24 protein-coding genes are annotated in these 25242 nt (G+C 67.2%); 15 read left to right on the top strand and 9 right to left on the bottom strand.

The window, feature by feature from the left end; translation table 11 throughout:
* The first annotated feature begins 2 nt into the window (after nucleotides 1-2).
* Nucleotides 3-833, top strand: a complete 831-nt coding sequence (locus IEW24_RS04110) for an energy transducer TonB family protein (protein ID WP_188575657.1) — start codon at nucleotides 3-5, stop codon at nucleotides 831-833.
* 8 nt (nucleotides 834-841) lie between these two features.
* On the opposite strand, the gene mnhG is transcribed toward IEW24_RS04110, so the two are convergent.
* From mnhG to IEW24_RS04140, 6 genes are read right to left on the bottom strand one after another with little or no spacing between them, the layout of a single operon-like run.
* The gene (gene mnhG, locus IEW24_RS04115; RefSeq protein ID WP_188575659.1) at nucleotides 842-1192 is read right to left on the bottom strand and encodes a monovalent cation/H(+) antiporter subunit G; all 351 of its coding nucleotides are present in this window, start codon (nucleotides 1190-1192) and stop codon (nucleotides 842-844) included.
* Nucleotides 1189-1458 (bottom strand): K+/H+ antiporter subunit F, encoded by a 270-nt coding sequence (locus tag IEW24_RS04120; protein WP_373870028.1) that lies wholly within the window; start codon nucleotides 1456-1458, stop codon nucleotides 1189-1191. The genes mnhG and IEW24_RS04120 overlap by 4 nt, the downstream gene beginning before the upstream one ends.
* Nucleotides 1459-1493: 35 nt before the next feature.
* Entirely contained in the window at nucleotides 1494-2042 is a 549-nt protein-coding gene (locus tag IEW24_RS04125; RefSeq protein WP_244644144.1) for a Na+/H+ antiporter subunit E, read from the bottom strand.
* On the bottom strand, nucleotides 2039-3682 hold the full coding sequence (locus IEW24_RS04130) for a monovalent cation/H+ antiporter subunit D (protein ID WP_188575663.1): 1644 nt from the start codon (nucleotides 3680-3682) through the stop codon (nucleotides 2039-2041). Before IEW24_RS04130 ends, IEW24_RS04125 begins: the two co-directional genes overlap by 4 nt.
* Entirely contained in the window at nucleotides 3682-4020 is a 339-nt protein-coding gene (locus tag IEW24_RS04135; RefSeq protein WP_188575666.1) for a Na+/H+ antiporter subunit C, read from the bottom strand. The genes IEW24_RS04130 and IEW24_RS04135 overlap by 1 nt, the downstream gene beginning before the upstream one ends.
* The gene (locus IEW24_RS04140; protein ID WP_188575668.1) at nucleotides 4020-6926 is read right to left on the bottom strand and encodes a monovalent cation/H+ antiporter subunit A; all 2907 of its coding nucleotides are present in this window, start codon (nucleotides 6924-6926) and stop codon (nucleotides 4020-4022) included. Before IEW24_RS04140 ends, IEW24_RS04135 begins: the two co-directional genes overlap by 1 nt.
* Nucleotides 6927-7402: 476 nt before the next feature.
* Between IEW24_RS04140 and IEW24_RS04145 the strand changes: the two genes are divergently transcribed.
* From IEW24_RS04145 to IEW24_RS04185, 9 genes are all read left to right on the top strand, one after another.
* Entirely contained in the window at nucleotides 7403-8644 is a 1242-nt protein-coding gene (locus IEW24_RS04145; protein WP_188575669.1) for a CaiB/BaiF CoA transferase family protein, read from the top strand.
* A 137-nt stretch (nucleotides 8645-8781) separates the two neighbouring features.
* Nucleotides 8782-9627 (top strand): N-acyl homoserine lactonase family protein, encoded by an 846-nt coding sequence (locus tag IEW24_RS04150; protein WP_188575671.1) that lies wholly within the window; start codon nucleotides 8782-8784, stop codon nucleotides 9625-9627.
* A gap of 195 nt (nucleotides 9628-9822) precedes the next feature.
* Complete coding sequence (locus IEW24_RS04155; protein WP_188575673.1) at nucleotides 9823-11028, top strand: FAS1-like dehydratase domain-containing protein; 1206 nt, start codon at nucleotides 9823-9825, stop codon at nucleotides 11026-11028.
* Between the two features lie 80 nt (nucleotides 11029-11108).
* Nucleotides 11109-12326, top strand: a complete 1218-nt coding sequence (locus IEW24_RS04160; RefSeq protein ID WP_188575675.1) for a CoA transferase — start codon at nucleotides 11109-11111, stop codon at nucleotides 12324-12326.
* Complete coding sequence (locus IEW24_RS04165; protein ID WP_188575677.1) at nucleotides 12323-13513, top strand: CaiB/BaiF CoA transferase family protein; 1191 nt, start codon at nucleotides 12323-12325, stop codon at nucleotides 13511-13513. The genes IEW24_RS04160 and IEW24_RS04165 overlap by 4 nt, the downstream gene beginning before the upstream one ends.
* 40 nt (nucleotides 13514-13553) lie before the next feature.
* Nucleotides 13554-14426: an HTD2 family dehydratase gene (locus tag IEW24_RS04170; RefSeq protein ID WP_188575679.1), complete on the top strand. Its 873-nt coding sequence runs from the start codon at nucleotides 13554-13556 to the stop codon at nucleotides 14424-14426.
* Nucleotides 14427-14499: 73 nt separating this feature from the next.
* Nucleotides 14500-15333: an ABC transporter ATP-binding protein gene (locus IEW24_RS04175; RefSeq protein WP_188575682.1), complete on the top strand. Its 834-nt coding sequence runs from the start codon at nucleotides 14500-14502 to the stop codon at nucleotides 15331-15333.
* On the top strand, nucleotides 15320-16129 hold the full coding sequence (locus IEW24_RS04180) for an ABC transporter permease (protein ID WP_188575684.1): 810 nt from the start codon (nucleotides 15320-15322) through the stop codon (nucleotides 16127-16129). The genes IEW24_RS04175 and IEW24_RS04180 overlap by 14 nt, the downstream gene beginning before the upstream one ends.
* Nucleotides 16130-16180: 51 nt before the next feature.
* The gene (locus IEW24_RS04185) at nucleotides 16181-17212 is read left to right on the top strand and encodes an ABC transporter substrate-binding protein (RefSeq protein ID WP_188575686.1); all 1032 of its coding nucleotides are present in this window, start codon (nucleotides 16181-16183) and stop codon (nucleotides 17210-17212) included.
* 55 nt (nucleotides 17213-17267) lie between these two features.
* Here the strand turns inward: IEW24_RS04185 and IEW24_RS04190 are convergent, their stop codons facing one another.
* The 3 genes from IEW24_RS04190 to IEW24_RS04200 form a co-directional block, all read right to left on the bottom strand.
* The gene (locus IEW24_RS04190) at nucleotides 17268-18278 is read right to left on the bottom strand and encodes an MBL fold metallo-hydrolase (RefSeq protein WP_188575688.1); all 1011 of its coding nucleotides are present in this window, start codon (nucleotides 18276-18278) and stop codon (nucleotides 17268-17270) included.
* Nucleotides 18279-18447: 169 nt separating this feature from the next.
* A complete protein-coding gene (locus tag IEW24_RS04195; protein ID WP_188575690.1) occupies nucleotides 18448-19029 on the bottom strand; it encodes a cysteine hydrolase family protein in 582 nt (193 codons plus the stop codon).
* Nucleotides 19026-19739, bottom strand: coding sequence for a GntR family transcriptional regulator (locus tag IEW24_RS04200; RefSeq protein WP_188575692.1), 714 nt, complete (start codon nucleotides 19737-19739; stop codon nucleotides 19026-19028). The genes IEW24_RS04195 and IEW24_RS04200 overlap by 4 nt, the downstream gene beginning before the upstream one ends.
* Nucleotides 19740-20181: 442 nt before the next feature.
* On the opposite strand from IEW24_RS04200, the gene IEW24_RS04205 reads away from it, so the two are divergent.
* The 5 genes from IEW24_RS04205 to IEW24_RS04225 all read left to right on the top strand — a co-directional run bounded on the left by IEW24_RS04205 (nucleotide 20182) and on the right by IEW24_RS04225 (nucleotide 25241).
* Nucleotides 20182-21393 carry an ABC transporter substrate-binding protein gene (locus IEW24_RS04205; protein ID WP_188575694.1) on the top strand — a complete coding sequence of 404 codons (1212 nt, stop codon included), beginning with the start codon at nucleotides 20182-20184 and terminating at the stop codon, nucleotides 21391-21393.
* Between the two features lie 313 nt (nucleotides 21394-21706).
* Nucleotides 21707-22453: an SDR family NAD(P)-dependent oxidoreductase gene (locus IEW24_RS04210; RefSeq protein ID WP_188575696.1), complete on the top strand. Its 747-nt coding sequence runs from the start codon at nucleotides 21707-21709 to the stop codon at nucleotides 22451-22453.
* Between the two features lie 4 nt (nucleotides 22454-22457).
* Nucleotides 22458-23369 carry an NAD(P)-dependent oxidoreductase gene (locus IEW24_RS04215; protein ID WP_188575697.1) on the top strand — a complete coding sequence of 304 codons (912 nt, stop codon included), beginning with the start codon at nucleotides 22458-22460 and terminating at the stop codon, nucleotides 23367-23369.
* Complete coding sequence (locus IEW24_RS04220; RefSeq protein WP_188575699.1) at nucleotides 23366-24265, top strand: branched-chain amino acid ABC transporter permease; 900 nt, start codon at nucleotides 23366-23368, stop codon at nucleotides 24263-24265. Before IEW24_RS04215 ends, IEW24_RS04220 begins: the two co-directional genes overlap by 4 nt.
* Nucleotides 24252-25241 (top strand): branched-chain amino acid ABC transporter permease, encoded by a 990-nt coding sequence (locus tag IEW24_RS04225; protein ID WP_244644146.1) that lies wholly within the window; start codon nucleotides 24252-24254, stop codon nucleotides 25239-25241. Before IEW24_RS04220 ends, IEW24_RS04225 begins: the two co-directional genes overlap by 14 nt.
* The last annotated feature ends 1 nt before the right edge of the window (nucleotide 25242 follow it).

Here is a 25242-nt window from a genome sequence, read left to right on the forward strand (position 1 = left end):
CCGTGACCGCCGCAGCTCTCCTGCCGTTCGAGCCCGAGGGGCGGGGCAGGGGAGTGCTGTGGTGCCTCGCAGGCCTCTGCGTGGCGGCGCTGCACGGCGGGCTGCTCTATGCCGTCCTCAACCCCTCTGCTCCGCCCGAGCCGCCCGCCGAGGCGCCGGCGGCGATCATGGTGGAACTGGCGCCCCTGCCGGTGGCACCCGACGTGCCGGAGCAGGATGTGGCGCCGGGCCCGCCCATGGTGATGTCGCAGGCCGCCACCCCCGCGCCCGATCAGGAGGTGCCGGAGGAGACGGAGGAGGAGCCCGTCGCGGAAGCCGAGGTGCCCCCGATCCCGGTGCAGCCTTCGGACGCCATGATCACGCAGGTGCCGATGCCGGAGCCCGCGCCCGAGCGCCCGCGCGCGGAAAAGCGCAAGCCGGTGAAGCCGAAGGAGGCCCGCAGCCGGCCGCAGGATCGCTCGGCCCTGAACGCGCCCGCCACCGCCGCACCGCAGGCGGCGCCCGTGCGGAACGCCGCCACCAATGCCGCGCCCAGCGTCGGCATGGCCGCGTCCGTGTCTCCCACCAGCTGGCGCAACCGGCTAGTGGCCCATCTCAATCGCCACAAGCGCTACCCGCCTGGCGCCGGGCGCGGCACGGCGACTTTGGCCTTCGTCATTGGCGCCGATGGCGCGGTGCGCTCAGCGCGGCTGGCCCGGTCCTCGGGCGATGCGGCGCTGGACAGCGAGACGCTGGCGCTGGCGCAGCGGGCCAGTCCCGTGCCGGCACCGCCGCCGGACCTCGTGCAGGGCGGCACGATGCTGCTCGCCGTGCCGATCCGCTTCGGGAATTGAAAAGGCCGTCAGTCCTTGGCCTTCGGCGGGGCTTCGTCCTGTGTTTCCGCGCGGTCGCGATGGAGCGTGGCGCGGGAAAGCAGCATCAGCGTCACCGGCGTGGTCACGGTCAGGAAGACGGCGATCAGCACCTCGTGCAGCACCCACCGGCCTCCCAGCACCGAGAAGCACAGCATGGAGGCCACCAGCACCCCGCCGGTGCCCAGCGTGGCCCCCAGCGTGGGGGCATGCACGCGGGCGTAAAAACTCTTCAGCCGCCACAGGCCGGCGGAACCGATGAGGGTGATGGCCGCCCCGGCGACCACCAGGAGCGACACCAGCAAAGCGGTCCAGACGGGCAGTTCGGGCGCGGCGGTCATTCGATCACCTCGCCGCGCATCAGGAACTTGGCGGAGGCCACCGTGCCCACGAAGCCGAGCAGGGCGATGCTGACGGCGGCCTCGTAATAGAAGTTGCTGCCCTGCCGCATGCCCAGCGTGAGGAACAGCAGCATGGTGTTCACATAGAAGGTGTCGAGGCCGAGGATGCGATCCTGCGCGCGCGGCCCGCGCAGCATGCGCAGCGAGGCGCACACCATGGCCAGCGCCAGCAGGATCTGGGCCAGCGTGATGGCGCAGCCGAGCATCAGGGTCGCCCATGGCGCGCTCTGGAAGAGGGCGCTCATTCGAAGATCTCCATCAGCAGGCGCTCGTAGCGCTGTTTGATCAGGTCGATCCAGTGCTGCTCGTCATCCAGATCCAGCACATGCAGCAGCAGATCACCCCGCGCGGGATCATAGTTCATCCACAAGGTGCCGGGGGTGGCGGTGAGCACGATGGCGAGCACCGCCAGACCGTGATGGCTGGCGAGGTCGAGAGAGACCGTCATGAAGCCGGAGGAGCGCCCCTTCGGCAGGCCGAACAGAATGATGCGGCCCACCGCCAGATTGGAGCGGAAGATGTCCACCAGAACCCGGCCCGCGAGGCGGATCATGGCGGCGGGCCGCTTGAGGCGGACCTCTTCCATGTCGAAGGCGGTCATCGTCCATGCGGCGCCATAGGCGATGAGGCTGCCGAGCAGGATCTGGCCCGGCGACACGCTCATGTTCAGCAGCAGCCACATGACCAGCAGAGCGAGGAACAGCAGCGGATGCGGCAGCAGGCGGCGCAGACCCTGGCGCTTCACGGTCGGGGACGTGGCAGTCGAGCGGCCGGCAGCGGGGCGACTCATGGCTTGGCACTCCCGCTCTGCTTGTAGGCGGGCACGGGCGGGGCCGCGAGCACGTCCTGCATATAGGCGGTGGGGGTGGCGATCATGCGCGCCGTGGCGTCGGTGAAGCGCATCACCGGGCCGCCGAACACGGTCATGCCGAGGCACAGCAGCAGCAGGCCGGCGACCGGCACCAGTTCCACCGCCCGCACGTTCGGCAGGTTCGCCTCCATGGGCACCCAGAAGGTGGTGATGCCGGTACGCGCCATGGCGATGAGCGCGGCAAGGCCCGAGATGGTCAGCAGCGCGATCAGCGCCCAGGAGCTGCCCGGAACCGTCGCGCCGTCTCCCATCAGCGCGGCGAACAGAGACAGCTTGGCGACGAATCCGGAGAGCGGCGGCAGGCCCGCCAGCAGCAGGGTGGAGCCCACGAAGGCGGCGCCCAGCACGGCCATGGTGAGGGGCAGGGGAATGCCCACTTCCTCCTCCACCTGCTTCTCCTCCGTATCCTCCTCGACACCGAAGAATTCCATGGACACCGCCAGCACGTCGGCACCGGCCGCGCGCCCGCGCTCCACCAGCTCGATCAGCAGGAAGAAGGTGGCGATGGCGAGGGTGGAACTGAGTAGATAGTAGATCGCCCCGGAGATCACCGGCTCGCTGCCCACGCCGATGGCGGCCAGCAGGGTGCCGGAGGATACCAGCACGCTGTAGCCGGCAAGACGGGGCATGGACTGGGAGGCAAGAACGCCGATGGTGCCGAAGGCGATGGTGGCGAGGCCGCCATAGAGCAGCCAGGGCGAGCCGAAGCCGGCGGAGGGGCCGCTGTCATGGCCGAACAGCAGCAGGTCGAGGCGCAGGATCACATAGATGCCGACCTTCGACATGATGGCGAACATGGCCGCCACCGGCGCTGTCGCGGCGGAATAAGCGGTGGGCAGCCAGAAGTTCAGCGGCCACATGGCGGCCTTCACCAGGAAGGCCACCGCAAGGATGGCGGCCCCCGCCTCCAGCAGCATGCGCTCTTCCGGGTGAACGCCGCGGATGCGGCCGGCGAGATCCGCCATGTTCAGCGTGCCGGTGACGCCATAGAGCAGGCTGACGCCGATGAGGAAGAGCGAGGAGGCGACCAGATTGATGGGGATGTAGTGCAGGCCGGCCTTGATACGCGCGGTGCCCGAACCATGCAGCACGAGGCCGTAGGAGGCAGCCAGCATCACCTCGAAGAAGACGAACAGGTTGAACAGGTCGCCGGTGAGGAAGGCGCCGTTGAGGCCCATCTGCAGGAACAGGAAGATGGAATAGAAGCGCGGCCCGGCCTTGTGCCAGCGGGCGAGCGCGAAGACGAAGCTGGCCAGCGCCAGCAGCGCGGTCAGCGTCAGCATCAGCGCCGAGAGCCGATCCGCCACCAGCACGATGCCGGCGGGGGCCGGCCAGTTGCCCAGCAGATGCACCAGCACCCGCCCGGTGCCGTTCTCCCCGCCGGTGCTGCAGATGACCAGCAGGGCGATGGCGTTGGCGAGCAGCGCCAGAATGGTGGCGAGGCTGACGCTCACCTTCACCACGCGGCGCCTGTCCTCGAACAGCAGCAGCAAGGCCCCGGCCAGCAGCGGCAGCAGAACGGGCAGGATGGCGAGGATATCGAGGGGAAGCCGGTTCATCAGTCCTCCCGCCCGTCCACATGGTCGGTGCCGGTGCGGCCGCGCGCGGCCATCACGACGACGAGAAAGAGCGCGGTCATGGCGAAGCCGATGACGATGGCGGTGAGCACCAGCGCCTGCGGCAGCGGGTCATCGAAGGCCACCGGATCGCCCACCATGCCCTTCTCGAGGATGGGCGGCGCGCTCACCCGCAGCCGGCCCATGGCGAAGATGAAGAGATTGACGGCATAGCCGAGCAGGGACAGGCCGATGATGACCTGGAAGGTGCGCGGGCGCAGCAGGAGCCACACGCCCGCTCCGGCGAACACGCCGATGCCGATGGCGAGGATGGTCTCCATCACTGGTCTCCCGGCACGCGCTCGCCGCGCGAACCGCGCAGCGACTGATGGGCGAGCGCGATGAGGATGAGCACGGTGGCGCCCACCACCAGCGAGAATACGCCGAGATCAAACGGCAGCGCCGAGGCCACCGGTATGTCTCCGATCACCGGCAGGCTCACATAGCGCGTGTGCGAAGTGAGGAAGGGATAGCCGAACACGAAGGCGCCGGCGCCGGTGAGGCCGGCCATCAGCAGGCCGAGACCCATCCAGCGCAGGGGCAGCACGCGCAGGTCCGCCTCCGCGCCGCGCACGCCGCTGGCCATGTATTGCAGCACGAAGGCGATGGACAGCACGATGCCCGCCGCGAACCCTCCGCCCGGCTGGTCATGCCCGCGCAGGAAGACATAGATGGCGAACACGATGATCACCGGGAACAGCCAGCGCATCACCAGCTGCGGGATCAGCAGATAGTCGGTCAGCGTGTCGCCCACCTTCCGGTCGGGGGCCTTGTCGTCATAGGCATTCTGGAGCCGCTGCTGTTCCGGCGCCGCCTCGCTGTCGGAGGCGGGGCGGAAGCGGCGCAGCATGGCGAACACGGTCAGCGCCACCACGCACAGCACGGTGATCTCGCCGAAGGTGTCGAAGCCGCGGAAGTCCACGAGGATGACGTTGACGATGTTGGTGCCGCCGCCCTCCACATAGGCGCGCTCGACGAAGAAGCGCGAGACGGTTTCCGGCAGCGGGCGGGTCATCACCGCATAGGCGAAGACGGAGAGGCCGATGCCCACCATGATCGCCAGAACCAGATCGCGGAAGCGGCGGGCGAGCACGGCGCCGGAGGGCTTCAGATCGTCCTCGCTGGCGATGCGCTTGGGCAGCCAGCGCAGGCCGAGCAGGATCAGCACCGTGGTGACGATCTCCACCAGCAGCTGCGTCAGCGCCAGATCGGGCGCGGAGAGCCAGATGAAGGTGACGCAGGTGACGAGCCCCGCGCCGCCCGTGAGCACCAGAGCCGCGAGGCGGTGGAACTTGGCCTGATAGGCGGCGCCGAGCGCGCAGGCGAGGCCGATGGCCCACAGCAGGATGAAGGCGGGCTCGGCCGGCGTCACCGGCTTGCTGCCGACGCTGGCGGCGCCCCGGAACACCAGCGGCAGGAAGCCGGCGAGAACGGCGGCGCCCACCACGAGGCGCAGTTGCACCTGCAGCCGGCGTGTGCCGAGCATCTGCTCCAGCGCGCGGGCCCATTTCCACGAGAGCGTCAGCATGACGTTGTCGAAGATGCGCTGGCCCTTGACGCCCTGCATCAACGGCGGATCGTCCCGCCCGACCGCCAGATAGGGCCGCAGGCTGAGATAGAGCACCACGCCGCCGGCAAGGGCGATCACGCTCATGAGCAGCGGCAGGGTGAAGCCGTGCCAGACCGCGAGGCTGTAATAGGGCAAGGCGGCGCCGACGGCGGCACGGGCGGCATCGGCCAGCAGCGGACCGACGGTCCAGCCGGGCAGGATGCCGATGAGCAGGCAGATCACCACCAGCAGTTCGATGGGGAAGCGCATCCAGCGCGGCGGCTCGTGCGGGATGCGCGGCAGATCGGTGGGGGCGGGGCCGAAGAAGGTGCCGTAGATGAAGCGCAGCGAATAGGCCACGGAGAAGATGCCGGCGAGCGTCGCGAAATAGGGCAGGCTGTCGTCCAGCAGCGAGCCGGTGTGATTGGCCACGGCCTCGGCGAAGAACATCTCCTTGGAGAGGAAGCCGTTCAGCAGCGGCACGCCGGCCATGGCCGCCGCCGCCACCATGGCGAGCGAGCCGGTGAAGGGCATGTAGCGGAACAGGCCGGAGAGCTTGCGCAGGTCGCGGGTGCCGGTCTCATGGTCGATGATGCCGGCGGCCATGAACAGCGAGGCCTTGAAGATGGCGTGGTTGAGGATGTGGAACACCGCCGCCACCGCCGCCAGCGGGCTGCCGAGGCCGAGCAGCAGGGTGATGAGCCCGAGATGGCTGATGGTGGAATAGGCCAGCAGGCCCTTCAGGTCGTTCTGGAAGATGGCGAGATAAGCGCCCAGCACCAGCGTGGCGAGGCCGGCGGGCACCACCAGATAGAACCACTCATTGGTGCCGGCCAGCACCGGCCACAGCCGGGCGAGCAGGAACACGCCCGCCTTCACCATGGTGGCGGAGTGAAGATAGGCGGAAACCGGGGTCGGCGCCGCCATGGCGTGGGGCAGCCAGAAGTGGAAGGGGAATTGCGCGCTCTTGGTGAAGGCGCCGAGCAGCACGAGGATCAGGGCCGGCAGATAGAGCGGGCTGGCCTTGATGGTGTCCCCCGCCGCCAGCACCACGGACAGATCGTAGCTGCCCACGATGCCGCCGATGAGCAGCGCGCCGACGAACAGGCAGAGGCCACCGGCGGCGGTGACGGTGAGCGCCATCTTGGCGCCGTCGCGGGCGCCGGGATTGTGGTGCCAGTAGCCGATGAGGAAGAAGGAGAACAGGCTGGTGAGTTCCCAGAAGAACACCAGCAGGATGAGGTTGCCGGACAGCACCACGCCCATCATGGCGCCCATGAAGGCGAGCAGCAGGGCGAAGAAGCGGGGGGCAGGATCCTCCGAGGCGATGTAGTAGCGCGCGTACAGCACCACCAGCGCGCCGATGCCGGAGACGAGGAAGGCGAACAGCCAGGCCAGCCCATCCACCCGCAACGTGAAATTCAGCCCGACGGATGGCAGCCACGCGGCCTCGAACACCAGCGCGCCGCCGGCCACGGTGGCGGGATAGAGCAGGATGGTGATGAGGGTTGCGGAGAGGGTGACGGCTGCCGCGGTGAGGGACGCGGCGTTGCGGGCCGATCTCGGCAGGACACTGGTGATCAGGCTTCCGGCGAAGGGAAGGACGACGAGGGCGAGGATGAGCAACTCGTCGAACATTGGCGCGGGCCTGCCTCCCTGAGTTGGTGTGAGATGGCTGATGCGCCAAGACCTGATTTTTCAGCATTATGACGGATTGCGTTGTGCGCAATCAAGTTCTGACTCGGCATGGAGGGGAATTTTTATCGTAGAGATATGGATATCATGTCTATTGGATATCCTTTTATAAAAGGCAGTTGGGCAAAATAATTCTTGAGTATATTGAGATATTTTTCTTTTCGTTACGGAGATAAAGAGTGCGTTATCGGTGCGTCTGCCTGTGGATGCCGCTTCGACCGGAGCACAGATGCGCGGATCGGCCTCAGGCTGTGCACCTGCACCTACCGGCGCAGGGAGGGAACATCCGGTCTCGTCCGGGGCGATGCCAGACAGTCGTCGTTTGACATTCGGCAAAAGAATGCATTATGCATTTTCTCGTGGCGCCGGCGGAGATGCCCTGTGGCATCGGTGGCCGGCCCGTGGTGTCGGGAGACGTCATGACGCGCGACAGTCTGGTCGGGAAAACGGTGCTGGAGATCGGCACCATGCTGGCGGCGCCCTTCGCCTCCCATGTGCTGGCGCAGATGGGGGCCGAGGTCATCAAGCTGGAATCGCCCGTGGGCGACCCCACCCGCAGCCTCGTCCGAGGCGGCCCGAGCGGCACCTACATCGCCTATAGCCGGGGCAAGCGCAGTCTCTGCGTCGATCTCGCCACGCCGGGCGGACAGGCGGTGCTGGCCCGGCTGCTGCCTACGGTGGACGTGGTGCTGCACAATCTGGCGCCGGCCTCGGCGCGCCGGCTGGGCGTCACCCATGAGGCCTGCATCAAGGCCAATCCCGATGTCGTCTACTGCCACATCCGCGGCTACAACGATGGTCCGCAGGCCGATGATCTCGCCTCCAACCCCATCGCCGAGGCGGCCACGGGTGTGATGGATGCCCATCGCATTGAGGGGCGTCCGAGCCGGCTCGGGCCTTCGTATCACGACCAGTTCGCGGGCTGCTATGCGGTGATCGGCATCCTCGCTGCCATGCTCGACCCGCACGCCGGCCCCGAGCAGCGCAGGATCGAGGTGGGCCTCTACGAGACCGGCCTGCATGTGGCCGCCCGCGACTATGCCGGGGTCCAGCTCAAGATGCATCTGACCGGCCGGCCCGATCCCGAGCCCTCCGGCGAGTTCAGCATGCCGGGCTATGGCGCCTATGAGACGGCGGACGGCCGCTGGATCTATCTCGTCATGCTCACCGACCGCCATTGGGCGGATTTCTGGCGGGCGCTGGATACGCCCATGCCCCCGGACACCACCACGCTCCGCGCGCGCAAGAAACAGCGCGACGCCGTGGAAGCCCTTGTCCGGGAAGCGGTGGCGCGCTTCTCCTATGACGATCTGGCGGCGCTGCTCGCGGCGGGCGGCACCGGGTTCACCGAAGTGCTGCCCATGGAGCGGGTGCTCGATGCGCCGCAGGCGCGCCACGGGCACAAGGTGGCCCATGTGGAATTCCAGCAACTGGCCTTCGACCTGCCGGATCTCCCCTTTGCCTGGGATGCCGCAAGCCGGCCCGAACGGCCGCCGCCGCTTCTCGGGGAGCACACGCGTGCGGTGCTGGGCGAACTGGGCTTCTCGGCGCAGGAGTGCGAGGGGCTGGTGGCCACCGGCCATGCGGTCGAGCCGGCGCCGGGCGCGCCCGTCTGGGCACCGTTGCGCGAGAAGACGGTGGCGGAGCCCTCTCAAACATGAAAGAATGCATTCTGCATTTTTAAGTTCGCGTGCCCGTCCTGTTGGGCTGGCGGGCTGGGGCGCTTACAGTCAGCAGCAAGCATATGAGCGGGGCGCATCGGACGTCCCGCCGGGGAAATATCCGAGGGAAGGGCGCCATGAGCAGACCCGAAGCCACGTCCAGTCAGGCCAAACCCTACCAGATCTACGCCATCCGCTACGCGACCAACACGAAGCGGCGCCGGGGCCAGAACTTCATCCTCGAAGCGCAGCCGGACGCCCTGCTGACGATGGATTTCTTTTCCTGGGCGCTGGTGGGCGAGGATCGCACCATCATCATCGACACCGGCATGGAGCGGGCGCGGGCGGAGCGTAACGGCCACACCTTCCTGCGCGAGCCGGCGGACGGGCTGCGCGCCATCGGCATCGATCCGCAGGCCCAGACGCAGGTGGTGCTGACCCACGCCCATTACGACCATATCGGCAATGTGGACCAGTATCCGAACGCCGAGTTCCTGATGCCGCTGGCGGAGATGCAGGCGGTGGTCGGGCCGGACATGCACCATGCCTGGATGCGCCACGCTTATGCCGGGGAGGAGATCGGGCGCCTCGTGCAGTATCTCCATGCCGGGCGGCTGAGGCTTCACGATGCCGACCATGAGGTCGCGCCCGGTGTTTCCATCCATGTGGTGGGCGGGCATACGGCGGGGCAGGCCATCGTGCGCGTGCTCACCGCGCGGGGCTGGGTCGTCCTCGCCTCCGACGCGCTGCATTATTACGAGGAATATGAGCGCGGGGTGCCGTTCGCGGTGGCCCATTCAGTCTCGGACATGATGCGGGCCCATGATCGCATCCGCGATCTGGCGGACAGCGATGACCATGTGCTTCCCGCGCATGATCCCCTGTTGCTCCAGAAATATCCGGCCGCGCGGCCGGATCTCGATGGCTTCGTGCTGCGGCTGGACGTGCCGCCACGCGGCATCGCCAGCATTCAGGCTGCCTGACGAGGCGCCTCCGACATGTGAAGGGAACGCGGGCACCGGCTCGGGTTCTCCAGAAGCCTGAGAATGCATTCTGCATGATTTCACGCGCGTTCATCGCGCGAACGATGGCTTGCGCCCTGCGCCACCTGTGCGGGGCCGACGCGAGGAAAACGGGCCGGGGCAGTGCCGGCCAAAGGGATGAAACGGGAGAAAGACATGGACGCAGTGACGGAAAAGGACGTGGGCCACGCCCCGGCGGAGGGCAAGATCACCGATGCGGCGGTGGCGGATGCCCGCGAGATGATCGGCCTCCAGCTCCGGCCGGAGGGGCCTTATCTTCAGGACGCCAGCCAGGACACCATCCGCAATTTCTGCAACGGCATCGGCGACCTCAATCCGCTGTACCGGGATGCGGAACATGCGCGGCAGAGCCGGCTGGGCGGTGTCGTGGCCCATCCCATGTTCCCCATGGCCTTCGGCTGGGTGGGGCGCACCCGCTGGGGCCTGTCCGGCGTGCACGGCTTCTATGCCGGCAACGACTGGGAGCTGTTCCGGCACATCCGGCCCGGCGACCGCATCACCGCCATCGAGCGCGTGGTGGGCGTGGAGGAGAAGAAGAGCGAATTCTCCGGGCGCCTGGTGCTGCAATATGTGGAGGCCACGTATGCCAACCAGCGCGGCGAACTGGTCGCGCGCGCGCTGGGAACCTGCACCCGGCACGAGCGCAAGGCGGCGCGCGACGCCGGCAAGTACAAGGACATCAAGACCCACGAATACACGCCCGAGGAGTTCGACGCGATCGACGAGGCGATCCTGCGGGAGGACGAACTCATCCGCGGCAACAACATCCGCTACTGGGAGGATGTGAAAGAGGGGGAGGAACTGCCCCCCATCGTGCGCGGCCCGCTCTCGCTCATGGACACCATGGGCTTCCTTGTGGGCTGCGGGCGCGGCCACACCCACGGCATCGTGCTGAAATCGGCGGTGAAGCATCCGGGCCACTTCTTCCGCAATCCGGAGGCGGGCGGCGGCATCGAATACACCGGCATCGGCCACCATCGGGAATCGGTGGCCAAGGAAGTGGGCGTGCCGGGCACCTATGATTACGGCCCCCAGCGCTCGGCCTGGATGTGCAGCCTCGTCACCAACTGGATGGGCGATGCCGCCTTCCTGAAGCGCGTGCGCACCCAGATGCGGCGCTTCAACACCATGGGCGACTGCACGTGGTGCAAGGGCAAGGTGGCGCGCAAATACATCAAGGACGGCTTCGCGCTCGTGGATCTGGAGATCTGGGGCGAGAACCAGCGCGGCGAACTGACGACCCCCGGCCTCGCCACCGTGATGCTGCCCTCTCGCTCGGTGGAGAACCGTGTGTTCTTCGACGGCGCGCAGCTCGATCTCGACCTGCCTGCGGTGCGCTGAGGCGGGCCATCGAGAGTACCGATCAGATCGCGACGCGATCTGATCGGAAAAACGTCCTCCCCATCGGTGGCGGTGTTCCCATGACCAACCACGTCGAAGGGCCGCTCAACGGCCTCACCATCGTCGAACTGTCATCGGGTGCGGGGGCGGCCTATGCGGGCCGCCTCCTCTCCACCCTCGGCGCGCACACCGTTCTGGCAGAACCGCCGGGCGGCTCACTGCTGCGGCACAGGCCGCCGTTTCTGCCGCCGTCCGGGGAGGGGGCGGGTGAGGTCAGTGCCCTGTTCGCCTATCTGGCCGCCGGCAAGGCGAGCGTGGTGTGCGATCTTGCCACCGTTGCCGGACGCGAGGATCTCCACCGCCTGCTGGAGACGGCGGATGCCTTCATCTGCGACGTGCCGCTCGCGCAGCGGGCCGGACTGGGCGTGGACGAGGCGGGCCTGCGGGCAACCCACCCGCATCTGATCCATGTGTCCGTCCTGCCCTATGGCGCCAGCGGCCCCCATGCCGATTGGCATGGCGAGGAGATCAACCTCATCCACGCTTCGGGCGAGGGTTTCCTGCTGCCCAACGGCCTGTCGGCGGAGATGTTTCCCGATCGGCCGCCCCTCAAGATCCACGGACATTTCGCGGAGATGCAGGGCGGCGTCGTGGCGGCGCTCGGGGCGCTTGCGGCCCTGCTTGCATCAAGGCAGGGAGAGGGGACGGCGGGAGAGGCCGTGGACGTGTCGATCCAGGATGCGGCGCTGGCGGTGGGCGCCTTCGCCATCCAGCGGCTGGGCGACGGATCCCTTGAGCACAGGCTCACCCGTTCGTTCAAATATGGCGGCGTGCTGGAATGTGCCGATGGCTATGTGCAGCTTCTGACACTGGAGGAGCGGCAGTGGACCGGCCTCGTCGAGCTGATGGGCAGGCCCGGCTGGGCCACCGCGCCGGACCTCGCGGACCCGCTGGAGCGCAGCCGCAGGGGCGCCGAGATCAATGAACGCATCCGCGCCTGGAGCCGGACACAGCTGACGGCGGACGTGGTGGCGCGCGCCCAGACGCTGGGCGTGCCCATGGGCAAATATGCCAGTCCGGCCGAGGTTCTGGCGGGTGCGCATGAGGCCGCGCGGGGGCTGTTCCAGAGCGTAGATATTCCCGGTGCCGGGCCGGCCGACGTGCTCGTCGCGCCTTTTCATCTCGATGGCGGCGCCCTTCGGCTGCGGTCCGGCCCGCCGGCTCTGGGCGAGCATCAGTCCATCCTGTCCGGCAATCGTCGAAGGGAGGCCGCCCCCCGGGCGGTGGGTGCACGATGAAACCTCTGGCTGGTCTCCGCATCGCCGATTTCACGGTCCACGCCGCAGGCCCGTTCTGCACGCACATGCTGTCCCAGCTCGGGGCGGAGTGCATCAAGATCGAGAGCAGCCTGCGGCCCGACATCTTTCGCAAGCCGCACCCGGTCTATGGACGCATGGGGCCGGCGAGCTTCGATCAGGTGGCCGCCAACAAACTGTCCGTGCGCATCAACCTGAAAGATCCGCGCGGCGTCGATCTGGCCAAGCGGCTGGTGGCGGTGAGCGACATGGCGGCCGAGAGCTTCCGGCCCGGCGTCATGCAGCGGCTTGGGCTGGGCTATGACGTGCTCTCAGCCCTGAAGCCTGCGCTGGTGATGCTGTCGGTGTCCTCTTCCGGCCAGAGCGGGCCGGACTCCCATTTCGCGGGCTATGCGCCGCTGTTCGGCGCGTGGGGTGCGCTCGGCTCTCTCACCGGCTATGCGGACGGGCCGCCGGTGGAGATGCGGCACGTCATGGACCACTCGGTGGGCATGAATGCCGCCGTCGCCGCGCTGGCGGCGGTCTATCGCATGCGCGCCACCGGCAAGGGAAGCCATGTGGATGTCAGCGCCCGCGAGGTGGCTTCCGCGCTGGCCGGCGAAGCCATGCTGCTGGCTGCGGCCGGCGGCGAACCGGCGCGCATGGGCAATCGCGATCATGAAATGGCGCCCCACGGCGTCTATCCCACCGCGCAGGATGATCGTTGGCTTACCATCGCCGTGCGAGGACAGGAGCAATGGCTGGCGCTGCTGGCGGCCATGGGGCGGCGGGAGCTGGGCGAGGATCCTCGCTTCCGCGATGCGGCCGCCCGGCTGCGCAACGCCGCCGCGCTCGATGCGCAGATCGAGAGCTGGACCGGGACACAGATTGCCGAGGAGGCGGTGGTGCGCCTTCAGGCGGCCGGTATCGCAGCCTCCCTTTCCGCCACCACAGCTGACCTTGCGCGCGACGTGCATCTGCGGGATCGCGGCACCATCGTGGACGTGCACGACGCGGACGGAAAGACGCGGGCTGCCCTGTCCGTGCCGATCCGCTTCTCTCGCTCCGAGGCGGGGCTGGCGCGCGGAACACCCATGCTGGGCGAGGATGAGGATTACGTGTTCGGCGAGCTGCTCGGCATGAATGCCGCCGCACGATCCGAACTGATTGAGTCTCAGGTCATCTATTAGAGCCGGAGCCCATGTGCTGCGGCGGACAGGCGGGATGGAGATGAACCAGATCAGCGAGACGTCCGGCGGGGAGAGCTGGCAGGACTGGGTGGGGCGACAGGAAACGGTCAGCGAACTGCTGGCCGCCGAGAAGGTGGCGGCGCTCGCCGCCACGCTGGATGTGGCCATGGCGCCGGTGCCCGGCGACGAACTGCCGCCGGGCTGGCACTGGCTGTTCTTCAATCCGTTCGTGCCGCGCAGCGGCCTCGGGCCGGACGGGCATCCGAAGCGCGGCGGCTTCCTTCCCCCGGTCCCCCTGCCGCGCCGCATGTGGGCGGGCGGGCGCGTGCACTACAGCCGTCCGCTGACCATCGGCAAAATGGCGGCCCGGACCAGCACCATCTCAAAGGTGGAGACCAAATCGGGACGCGCCGGCACTTTGGTGTTCGTCACCGTGGTCCATCGCACCGTCTGCGATGACGTGGAGTGCATCGTCGAGGAGCAGGATATCGTCTATCGCGAGGCGGCGGCGCCGGGCGCGCCGGCGCCGACCCTGACACCGGCGCCCGAGGGCGGGCAGTGGCGCGCGGTTGTCACCCCCGATCCGGTTCTGCTGTTCCGCTACTCAGCACTCACCGCCAACGGGCACCGCATCCACTACGATGCGGATTATGCCCGTGCGGAAGAGAATTATCCGGCGCTCGTCGTGCATGGGCCGCTGACGGCGACCCTGCTGCAGAATTTCGCCGCCGAGCTGCGCCCGGACGCGGACCTGTCCCGTTTCGAATTCCGCGGCGTCCATCCCCTGTTCGTCAGCGCGCCCTTCGTCCTTGAGGCGAAGCTGTCCGAAAACCCCGAAGACGCGCTGGAGGTCTGGGCGCGCGGCCCGCAGGGCGAACTCGCCATGCGCGCCACCGCTCATTTCACCCGCTGAAGGCGGGGTGCGACAGGGACCGTAATCGACAGAAGCGTGATCAACACGCCTGTTCATCGGAAGGAGGAACGCCATGAGGGTGTGTCACGCACCGGAAGCGGTGGCGGTGCTGGAGATCGCGAAGCCGGCGGTCGAGTTCAAGGGCGTGCGCAAGGTCTTCCAATCCCGCAGCGGGCCTTTGGAGGTGCTGCGGGATTTTTCGCTGACGGTGGGCGAGGGAGAGTTCCTGGCCGTCGTCGGGCCGAGCGGGAGCGGCAAGTCCACGGTGCTCAACCTGCTCGCGGGCCTCGATGCCCCCGATGAAGGCGTGATCACCTGCAACAGTCGCTTCGTCGACGGCGTGAATACGGACGTCGGCTATCTCACACAGCACGACAGCCTTTTGCCCTGGCGGACGGTGGAGGAAAATGTCGCCGTGCCGTTGGAGATCCGAGGCGTCCCCATCGCCGAGCGCAGGGAGCGCGTCGGGGCGATGATCGCGGGCGTTGGGCTGAAGGGCTTCGAGCGGCATTATCCCAGCCAGCTCTCCGGCGGCATGCGCAAGCGCGCCATGCTGGCGCGCACGCTCATTTACGACCCCGCCACGCTCCTCATGGACGAGCCCTTCGGTCCGCTCGATGCCCAGCTCAAGCTGGTGCTGCAGGCGGAATTGATGCGGCTGTGGAGCGAGAGCCGCAAGACGGTGATCTTCGTGACCCACGACATCGTCGAGGCCATCACCCTTGCCGATCGCGTGGTGGTGCTGTCGCCGCGCCCCTCGCGGGTGAAGCTGGGCGAGCGCATCGCCATAGGCCGCCCGCGCAGCGTCCATGACGTGCGCTTCGCCCCCGCTTTCGAGGACCATTACCGCCGCCTCTGGGGCGCCATCGAAGCCGACATCGGGAGGCCGCAGCATGACCACCAATGACGTCGCCGCCCCCGCCGGCCGCACCGGTTTCAAGCCCCATGGCAGATCATGGCGGGTGAGCCGGATCTGGGTCTATCGCCTGCTGTTCGCGGTCGGTTTCCTGGCCTTCTGGCAATTCGCCTCGGGCCGGCTGGCCGATCCGTTCTGGATCAGCAGCCCCAGCGCCATCTTCGCCCGCCTGACTGAATGGGTGCGCGCCGGAACGCTCCAGCACAATCTCCTGATTACCTTCAAGGAGACCATCGCCGGCTTCCTCATGGGGGCGACGGCGGGCGTGCTCGCGGCGTGCGTGGCGGGCGCCAGCGACACCATCCGCCGCACCATCGATCCGTTCGTGACCGCCATCTATGGCCTGCCGAAGGTGGCGCTGGCACCGCTGTTCATCATGTGGTTCGGCATCGGCATGGCGCCGAAGATTGTGCTGGCAGCGGTCAGCGTCTTCTTCCTCGTCTTCTTCTCCACGCTGAGCGGTGTGCGCGAGGTGGACCGCAAGATGGTGGACGCCCTGCGCACCATGGGCGCGGACCGGCTCAGGATTCAGCGCTGCGTGATCCTGCCCGCCGCCATGCCGTGGATATTCACCGGCCTGAAGCTTGGCCTGCCGTACGGCTTCGTCGGCGCCGTGGCGGCCGAGATGATGGCCTCCAACGCAGGCATCGGCTTCCTCACGCAGAACGCCGCAGGCCAGCTCGATACGGCAGGCGTGTTCGCCGCCCTGTTCGCCCTCATGGTGGTGACGAGCCTGCTCAACGAGGGGCTGGGGCGGCTGGAAGCGTGGATCTTCCGCTGGCGCTGAGCCGTCGGTTTTCGATGCCAAGGACAACAAGAGAAGACAGGGAGGATCATCATGATATCTCGCAGGTCCGTGCTGCGTGGGATGGGGCAGGCCTCTGCCATCGCCACGCTTCCGTCCTTCAGCCTGACGGCGCTGGCGCAGGCGCCCAAGGCCGTGCCGCTCACCATCGGCATCGGCGGCTACACCTTCGCCTATCTGCCGCTGCTGGCGGCGAAGGCAACCAACATCCTCCTTGAGGAAGGGCTTGATGTCTCACTGGTCAATACGGGCAGCGGCACCAACACGCTCGCCGCCATGCTGGGCGGCAGCATCGAGGTGAGCGGCCTGGTGATGAGCGACGTCATCCTCGCCGCCGCCAAGGGGCAGAAGATCCAGGCCTTCGCGCCGCTGATGTCGCAATATGCCAGCGATGCCATCATCAGCGTTTCGGCCGCGAAGAAGGTGGGCATCGAGCCGGGCATGCCGCTGAAGGAGCGCATGGCGCGCATGAAGGGGCTGGTGCTGGCGGTGTCGGGGCGCGGCAGCGGCATCGACAAGCTGTGGCGCTACATGCTGGCGCTCGGCGGCCTCGACCCGGATCGCGACGTGACGCTCACCGTGGTGAAGCTGGACCAGATGTACTCCGCCCTGAAGTCCGGCCAGATCGACGGCTTCAACACCACGGCCCCGGCGAACAATCGCGCCGTGGACGAGGGGCTGGCCGTCTGGGTGGCGCGCCCCTCGCAGGGGGAGGTGCCGGGCCTTGAGAATTTTCTCTACACCGCCTTGTGCGCCCGCCCGGGCTATACGGCGGACAAGGCGGATGTGGCCGGCAAGCTCACGCGCGGGCTGGCGCGCGCATCGCAGATGCTGCAGGACAATCCGAAGGAGGTCGGGCGCCTGATGCAGAAGGAGTTCTTCGGCCAGACGGATCTGCAGCTGATCGAGAGCGCAGTGGTCGACCAGCGCAAGACCGCCGCCGTGCCGCCGACCCTGAGCCAGCAGCAGTTCGACCAGAATCTGGAGTTCATGGTCCGGTTCGGCCACGACGTGAAGGGCGTGACCTACAGGGATGTCATCGACCCACGCCTGCTGAGCGCGTGAACCGGGCGCGTGAGCCGGATGGCAGGCGCGCGCCGGGAGGCGCGCCCGCCAGGGCTTACGGCCGGCTGGTGAAGAGCCAATGCTCTCCGGCCAGAACGCGGTCCATCCGGCCGGTCACTTCCAGCCGCCGCAGATGCGCCAAGGCTTCGCTCAGGCCGAAGCCGATCTGCTCCGTGGGCAGCGGGCGGAACAGGATCTCCAGCGTATCCATGACCGTGCGCGGCTCGCGGCAGAAGGCGAGCAGCTTTTCGAGGCGTTCCTCGTGATGCGCGGCCAGATCCCGAACGCGGCCCCGGAGCCCGTGGAAGGGCTCTCCGTGCGAGGGCAGGACGAGGGTTTCGTCCGGCAGCTTGGAGAAGGGCACCAGCGAGCGCAGGAAGGCGCCCAGCGGATCATCCAGCGGATCGGACGGATGCGCGCCGATATGCGGTGAGATGCGCGGCAGGATGTGATCGGCGGCGATCAGGATCTGGCGCTCGGCATTGTACAGGCAGACCATTTCGGGCGCGTGCCCTTCGGCGATCATCACCTGCCACGGGCTGCCGAGAAGATCGAAGCGGTCGCCCTCGGATACGCGATGGTAGCAGCGGGGCAAAGGCGACACCCATTTGTGGAACAGGGGGCCTCGCCGCGTCAGAAGCTCCAGATAGTCGTCCGGGGCGGCGCAGCGGCGGGCATGCTCCACCAGTTGCTGGATGATCTCGACCGGCCGCTCGTTGAGCAGCAGGCGCGCCTGCAGCCATTCGATGCGGCTCATGTGGATGGGCGCGCCGGTCTGCTGCTGCAGCCAGCCGGCCAGTCCCACGTGGTCGGGATGAAAATGTGTGACCAGCAGGCGCTCGATCGGCCGTCCCTCCAGCATGGGATGGGACAGCAGCTCGGTGAAGATGGCGCGCGTCTGCTCGTCATCGACGCCGGAATCCACCAGGGTCCAGCCATTCCGGCCGGCCAGCAGCCAGGCATTGACCGTGGTGGGCGGGAAGGGCAGGGGCACCTTGACCCGCAGCAGGCCGGGCACCACTTCGCTCACGTCACACCGCGTGAGCCCTTCCACATCCAACGTCACTCGCACCTCCTACAGAACGCCCCGCGCCATGCCATAGTCGGCGTTCGCAGACCAGAGATCAACGCCCGGACGTATCATGAATCCTCTGCCGCCGGGGCATGTGCCGTTTGCTGCCGGCACGCAAGACGGTACATCGCGCTGCCGATGAGCGGATCTTCACCGCTCTCCTTCAGCCGGCGAAGTCCACGTCCGTGCTGGCCTTGATGGAGACGAAACGGGCCATGGAGCGCAGCGCATTGTCGTGCTCCTCGGCCGTGGCGCCGGCGCAGCAGTCCTCCAGCACGATGCAGGCATAGTCCCGGTCGTGAGCCTCGCGCGCGCCGGCATGGACGACGCCATTGGTGGAGACGCCCGAGAGGATGAGCCGCGTGATGCCGCGCGCCCGCAGGGCCGGTTCGAGCGCCGTGCCATAGAAGGGGCTCACCCGGTGTTTCACGAAGTCGAAGTCTTCCGGTTCCGGCGCCAGCGCCTCCAGCACTTCGGTGCCCCAGCTGCCGAGCTTGAACAGGCCGTTCTCGCGCGCCTTGGAGAAGACCGGCGAGGAAGCGGGGCAATCCTTGTAGTCGGGCGCGAAGCCCACGCGGACATAGCCGATGAGCGCGCCGGCGGCGCGGGCCTTGTCGATGGCGGCGCGGGTGCGGCCGACCACATCGCGCGCCGCCATCTGCGGTACGTAGCTCTTGCCCCCGGCGCCATCGGGATGGACGAGGTCGTTCAGCATGTCCATGACGAGAAACAGGGTGGACGTCATGATGTCACCGTCTCCTGCGCTGATTCATTATCCTTGGCCGCCGGTTTGCGGGCGACTGGTTCCTCTCCCGCGCGCGCCGTCTCGAAGCTCTGGCGGAACTCGTGCCAGCCGGATTCGATGTGGCGGCGCATGGTCAGCATGGCGCTGCCGGCGTCTCCCTCGATGAAGTGGCGCAGCAGTTCGGCATGCTCGGCGGCGGCGCGCTCGGCGCGGCCTTCCACGCGGTTGATGACGTCGAACGGATAGCGCGCCCACAGCACCTGCACGAAATGCAGCGTCTGGGGCAGCTGGGCGAAATCATAGATGCGGCGGTGCAGCCGGTAGTTGATGCCGCGTGCCGCGCTGCTGTCGCCGGCCCTGGCCGCGGCCTCGAACTGGTCGGCGATCTCCTTCAGCTCGGCGATGTCGGCCGAGGTGAGATTGCGGGCCGCGCTTTCCACCAGCTGCGTTTCCAGCGTGATGCGGAGTTTCAGGATCTCGGTGGAGGCGCTGATATCGAAGGGCACGACGGTGGCCCCGCGATAGGAGTTGCTCTCGATATAGCCTTCGGCCTCGAGCAGCTTGAGCGCCTCGCGCACGGGGGTGATGGAGGTGCGCAGCTCCTCGGCGATCTCCTGCTGCTTCAGCCGCGCGCCGCGCGGCAGACGGCCGGAGATGATGCCTTCGCGCAGGAAGTCCGCAACCTGCTCTTCCTTGGTCCTGTATTCCATTGTCGTGCTTCGGGTGCAGGGTTTCGGTTCCGAAAGGCTTCCGGTCCGGAAGCTTCCGTCTCGCCAGCCATAGCATAAGGCGATCCACGACAGAAGAAGAACATATGATGCATGATGCATTATAATGAAGGATGTAGCCTCGCCCGCGTCGCCTGCGTTGTGTTCCGCGCGTTGGTGCGCGGCCCTTGGGTGGTGAAGAAGTCCCCAGCTGTCAGTACGGCACGGGCCTATGCTCGGGAAGATATGCGTGCGCCGGGCGCTGCGAAGGTGCGGCGCCGAGATGCCGCGCAGGTGGCCGGTGATCGCCCTCGCACGAGCCCGTGGCGACAGGTTGGTCAAAAATAATGCATCATGCACTTTAGGTTTGACCGGCTAAGTTCAGTCAACTATCGTTCATTCCAACGGGCGACAAAAGCCCGATCATGGTCCCAGGGAGGCCATCATGAACCGGCGCACAGCGCTCAGGTTACTCGCGTCCGCTGCCATCTCAGCGCATCTCCTGCCATTCCGCTCCGCCTTCGCGGACACAATCGGAATTGATCAGGCGAACAAGACGGTCACCATCGGCGGCTTCACGCCGATCACCGGCCCGGTGCCTTTCTATGCCATCCTCACCCATGCGGCGGAGGCCTTCTTCCGCGCCGCCAACGAGGCGGGCGGCATCAAGGGCTGGAAAGTCCGCTATGTCACCATGGATGACGGTTATGATCCGGCGCGCAGCGTCGCCGTCACCCGGCGTCTGGTGGAGGATGAGAAGATCTTCGCGCTGGTGGCCGCGGTGGGCACGGCGCCCAATGTGGCGGTGATCCCCTATGCCAGGGAGGCGGGGCTCGGCATGTTCGGCCCCATCGGCGGCGCCTCGGTCTTCTTCACGCAGCCGAACGTCTTCCCGCTGCTGCCGGACTATGGCTGGTCGGCGGCCTCCAATGCGGAATACGCGCTGAAGGATCTCAAGCACGAGAAGATCGCGCTCCTGTGGGAGAATGACGAGCTCGGCCGCTCCGCCAAGCGCGGCTTCGACCTCTATATGGAGCAGCAGAAGATCACGCCGGTGGAGTCCGTGCCGTTCGAGGTGAAGACCACGGATTTCACCCCCCACATCCGCCGGGTGGCCAATTCCGGCGCGCAATCGGTGATCCTGTTCGGCTCCAACGCCAATCTGGCCGGCGCGCTGAAGGCGGCGGACCGGCAGGGCGTGGCGGCGAGCTGGTTCGCCCCCTTCTTCACCGCCGATCCCTCCACCTACAAGCTGGCGGGCAAGTTGCTGGATGGGGTGTATTTCTCCTCCTGGCTGCTGCCCGTCACCAGCGATGATCCGGCGATCAAGGCCTATCGCGATGCCATCGGGAAATATTATCCTGATGATCCGGTCGGCGTGTTCGGCCTCAATGGCTGGAGCAATGCGGCCTTGTTCGCCAAGGTGTTCGAGGCGCTGGTGGACAGCGGCAAGCCGATCACCCGCGAGAACCTGATCGCTGCCGGCAACACGCTCACCGATGCCTCGGTCGGCGGCGCTCGCAAGGTGACTTTCACGGCGGAGGATCACCGGGGCACGCGGCAGGAGGCGATCCTTCAGGCGAAGGACGGTGCCTTCACCATGGTCCGCGACTTCCGGCCCTATCCGGCCGTCGCCTTCGACGCCAAGCCCGCCTAGAGCGTTTCATTGTTTCATGGAAACACTGAAACACTCCAACTTGTTGATAGAGAATGTTTTTCGACTTGGATTGCGGAGCAATCAAAGCCGAACATGCTCTAGAGCGTTTCGGTGTTTCATGGAAACACGGAACCGCTCCAGCTCATTGATAGAGACTGTCTTGCCGCTTGGATTGCGGAGCAATCAAAGCCGGACATGCTCTAGCGGCGTTCCGCGGGCGTAACGCCTGCCAGGGATCGCGCGGGCGGTTGGCCGCATCGCCCGCGTCCATGCGTTTACGAGTGCGGCCAGCCAACGGAACAAGGATCAGTCTATGGCTGGATCTCCTGTAAGTGGCCCTCCGCGTCTGGATGGTCAGGTTGCGCTCGTCACGGGCGCGGCCGGTGGTATCGGCCGCGCCGTCGTCCGGGTTCTGGCGGAGGCGGGTGCGCAGGTTGTGGCAACGGACATCGTGGCCGATGCGGACCTCGCCGGGGCCGCAGTCTACAAGCGCTGCGACCTCACCTCCCAAGAGGATAGTGAGCGCCTGATCGACGACGTCTGCGCCGAATTCAAGGCCGTCGACATCCTCGTCCTGTGCGCCGGAAACATCTCCAACAAGCCGCTCTGGGAGAGTACGGACGAGGAGTGGCGGAACGTCTTCGACGTCAATGTGATGGGCGTGGTCCACCCCGTGCGCAAGCTCTATCCGCTGATGGCCGAACGCGGCTATGGCAAGATCGTGGCCCTGGGTTCAATCGCCGCGAAGATCGGCGGCGTGGCGTCCGGCCCCTCCTATGTGGCAGCCAAGTCTGCCGTTCATGGCCTGATGAAATGGGTGGCGAAAGCGGGTGCCGGCAAGGGCGTCTATGCCAACATCATCGCCCCCGGCCCGGTGGAGACGCCCATGTGGGCGAGCGTAACCGGGCAGGCGCCGCCCTCCGCCAATGGCAACGTGCCGCTCGGCCGCTTCGGCGTGCCCGACGACATCGCCCAGAGCATCCTCTTCCTCTGTTCGCCCGCGTCGAACTGGATCACCGGCACGGTGCTCGACGTGAATGGCGGCATGCTGATGGACTGACATCATGGCAGCTCACGAAACCATCGGATTCATCGGCCTCGGCGTCATGGGCGGCCCCATGTGCCGCAACGTGGCGCAGAAGCATCTGGGCTCCGTCATCGCCTTCGATCTCAATGCATCCGCGCTCGCGGACCTCGCCGACACCAAGGCGGTGCCCGCCGGGAGCGTGCTGGAGCTGGCGGGACAGGCCGATGTCATCCTCCTCTCGCTCCCCGGCGATGCGCAGGTCGAGCGGGTCTGCCTCGGCCCCGACGGCATCATCGCCACGGCCCGGCCGGGATCCGTGGTGGTGGATCTGAGCACCACGTCGGTCGCCGCCGCGCGCCGGGTGGGGGAGGCGCTGGCGGCGCGGGGCATCAGCTTTGCCGACGCGCCCGTCGCCCGCACCCGCGAGGCCGCCCGCAAGGGGGAGTTGAGCATCATGGTGGGGGCAGGGGCGGAGACCTTCGCCCGCATCCAGCCGCTGCTGGCCTACATGGGCACGGACGTGACCCATTGCGGCGCCATCGGCACCGGCCAGACCGTGAAGCTGATCAACAACAACCTGCTGTTCGAGCATGTGGTCGCGCTGGCCGAGATGATGGTGCTGGGCGAGCGGGCAGGCGTTGCGCCGCAGACGCTGCTTGAAGCCGTCTCCAAGGGTTCCGGCGACAGCTTCGCCCTGCGCAACCACGGCATGAAGGCGATGCTGCCGCGCGCCTTTCCCGAGAAGGCCTTTCCGCCCGAATATGTGCTGAAAGACATCGACTATCTGCTGGCGCTGGCGAAGGAGCACGGCCTCGATGCCAAGGGCGTCGAGCTGGCGCGGCATTATTACGATGCGGCGCGCACCCATGGCATGTCGGGCCGCTATTTCCCCGGCGTGATTGCTGTGGTGGAGGCGGGCGGCATGCACGACCTCAAGGTCGCCTCATGAGCGCGCTCTCAGCCCTCCCGCAGGATCTGCCGCCGCTGCTGTGGTCGGGCCTCGTGTCCGGCTGCCTCTACGGGCTCGGGGCGTTGGGCCTGGTGATGGTGTTCAAGAGCTCGAAGGTGGTGAACTTCGCCCATGGCAATCTGGCGGGGCTGGCGGCTTTCCTGGTCTATGGCTTCTCCTCCGGGGTGCTGCTGAACCTCTCGTGGGGCAGCGCGGTGGCGCTGGCCCTCGGCCTCACCGCGATCATCGGCGTGCTGGGCTATGCGGTCATCGCGCCGCTGGTGTTCAAGTCGGATCTCACCAGCACCATCGCCACTCTGGGCATCGGCCTGATCCTGCAAGGCACCATCCAGATCGTCTTCGGGGCGGAAATCGTCAGCCTCGAACTGCCCATTCCCTCCTTCGGCTTCGGGCTCGGGAGCCTGCGCATCACGGCCTATGATCTCACCGTTCTGGCCGTCACCGCGCTGATGATCGGCGGGCTGTTCTTCGTCATCGAGCGCACCCGGCTCGGCATCGCCTTCCGGGCGGTGTGCTCCAATCCCTTCGCCAGCCGCGTGTGCGGGCTCAATTTGCGGCTCGTGCATCTGTTCTCGTGGGTGTCCGGCGCGGTGCTGGGGCTTGTTGCGGCCCTGCTCATCGTGCCCACCACCTTCCTCAGCTCCACCACGGTGGCCTCCTTCATGCTCACCGCCTTCACGGCGGCGGTGGTGGGCGGCTTCTCCAGCCTGCCGGGGGCCGCGGTGGGCGGCATCGTGGTCGGCATCGCGATGAATTTGTTCTCCTTCTACGTCTCGCCGGAGTTCATGAACACCTTCCTGCTGGGAGTCATCATGCTCACGCTGAACTTCTTCCCCGATGGACTCCTCGAGAAAGCAGCAGGTGGCCGTGTCTGAGCTGGTGCATCCCAAGGGGGCCATCCGCAGCCCCGCCCGCCCGCTGCCGGAGCTGCGCAACCTGCGCACATGGGCCAGCCTTCTGGTGGTCGCGGTGCTTGCCGTCCTGCCGGCACTGTCCGGCTCCTTCCTGCTCTACAGCCTGTCGCTCTGCTTCGCCAATGCGCTGGCGGTACTCTCGGTGAGCGTGCTGGTGCGCTATGGCGGCGAGGTCTCCATCGGCCACAGCTTCTTCGTGGCGCTGGGCGCTTACAGCGTCGCCATTCTGGAGAAGCATTTCGGCCTCGGACTCTGGATCAGCCTGCCGGCGGCGCTGGCGCTGGGCTTTGTCGCCGGCCTCCTGTTCGCCATTCCCTCCCGTCGCATGTCCGGCATCTATCTGGCGGTGGCCAGCATGGCGCTGGCGCTCTGCCTCCCTGAGCTGCTGATCCATATGGAACGCTGGACCGGGGGCTTCGAGGGGCTCTACATCTCCCGCGATCTGGTGCCAGGCGTGTCAAAGGCCGGGCAGCGCTATTATCTCGCGCTGGCGGCGCTCGTTCTGGTGTGCCTCGCGCTGGCGCATTTCCGCGGCTCGCGGCAAGGCATGGCGCTGCTGCTGGCCCGTGCCCATCCGCGCGCGGCGGAAGCCTTCGGCATCACCCGCAGCTGGGCGCGCATCAGCATCTTCGCCCTCAGCGCCACGCTGGCCTCGCTCTCCGGCGCCGTGCTCGCCTTCGCCAGCTCCACCGTCTCGCCCAACAGCTTCACGCTGTGGTCGGGCATCTTCTATCTGGTGGGCTCGGTGATCGGCCTGCAGGGTACCTCGCTCATCGCCGCGCTGATCGGCGGCGGCGTCATCACCCTCATCCCGCAATATCTCGCCAGTGCAGGGGACTATGTCCCGATCCTTTATGGAGCGGCACTGCTGATCGTGACCCTTGTGGCCAACAGCGGCTCCGGCCTGCGCCGCTTCCTGCCCGGAAAGGCGGCCTGAG

Origin of the sequence: Azorhizobium oxalatiphilum (assembly GCF_014635325.1) — a bacterium.
In the GTDB taxonomy this organism is placed as follows: Bacteria; Pseudomonadota; Alphaproteobacteria; order Rhizobiales; family Xanthobacteraceae; genus Azorhizobium; species Azorhizobium oxalatiphilum.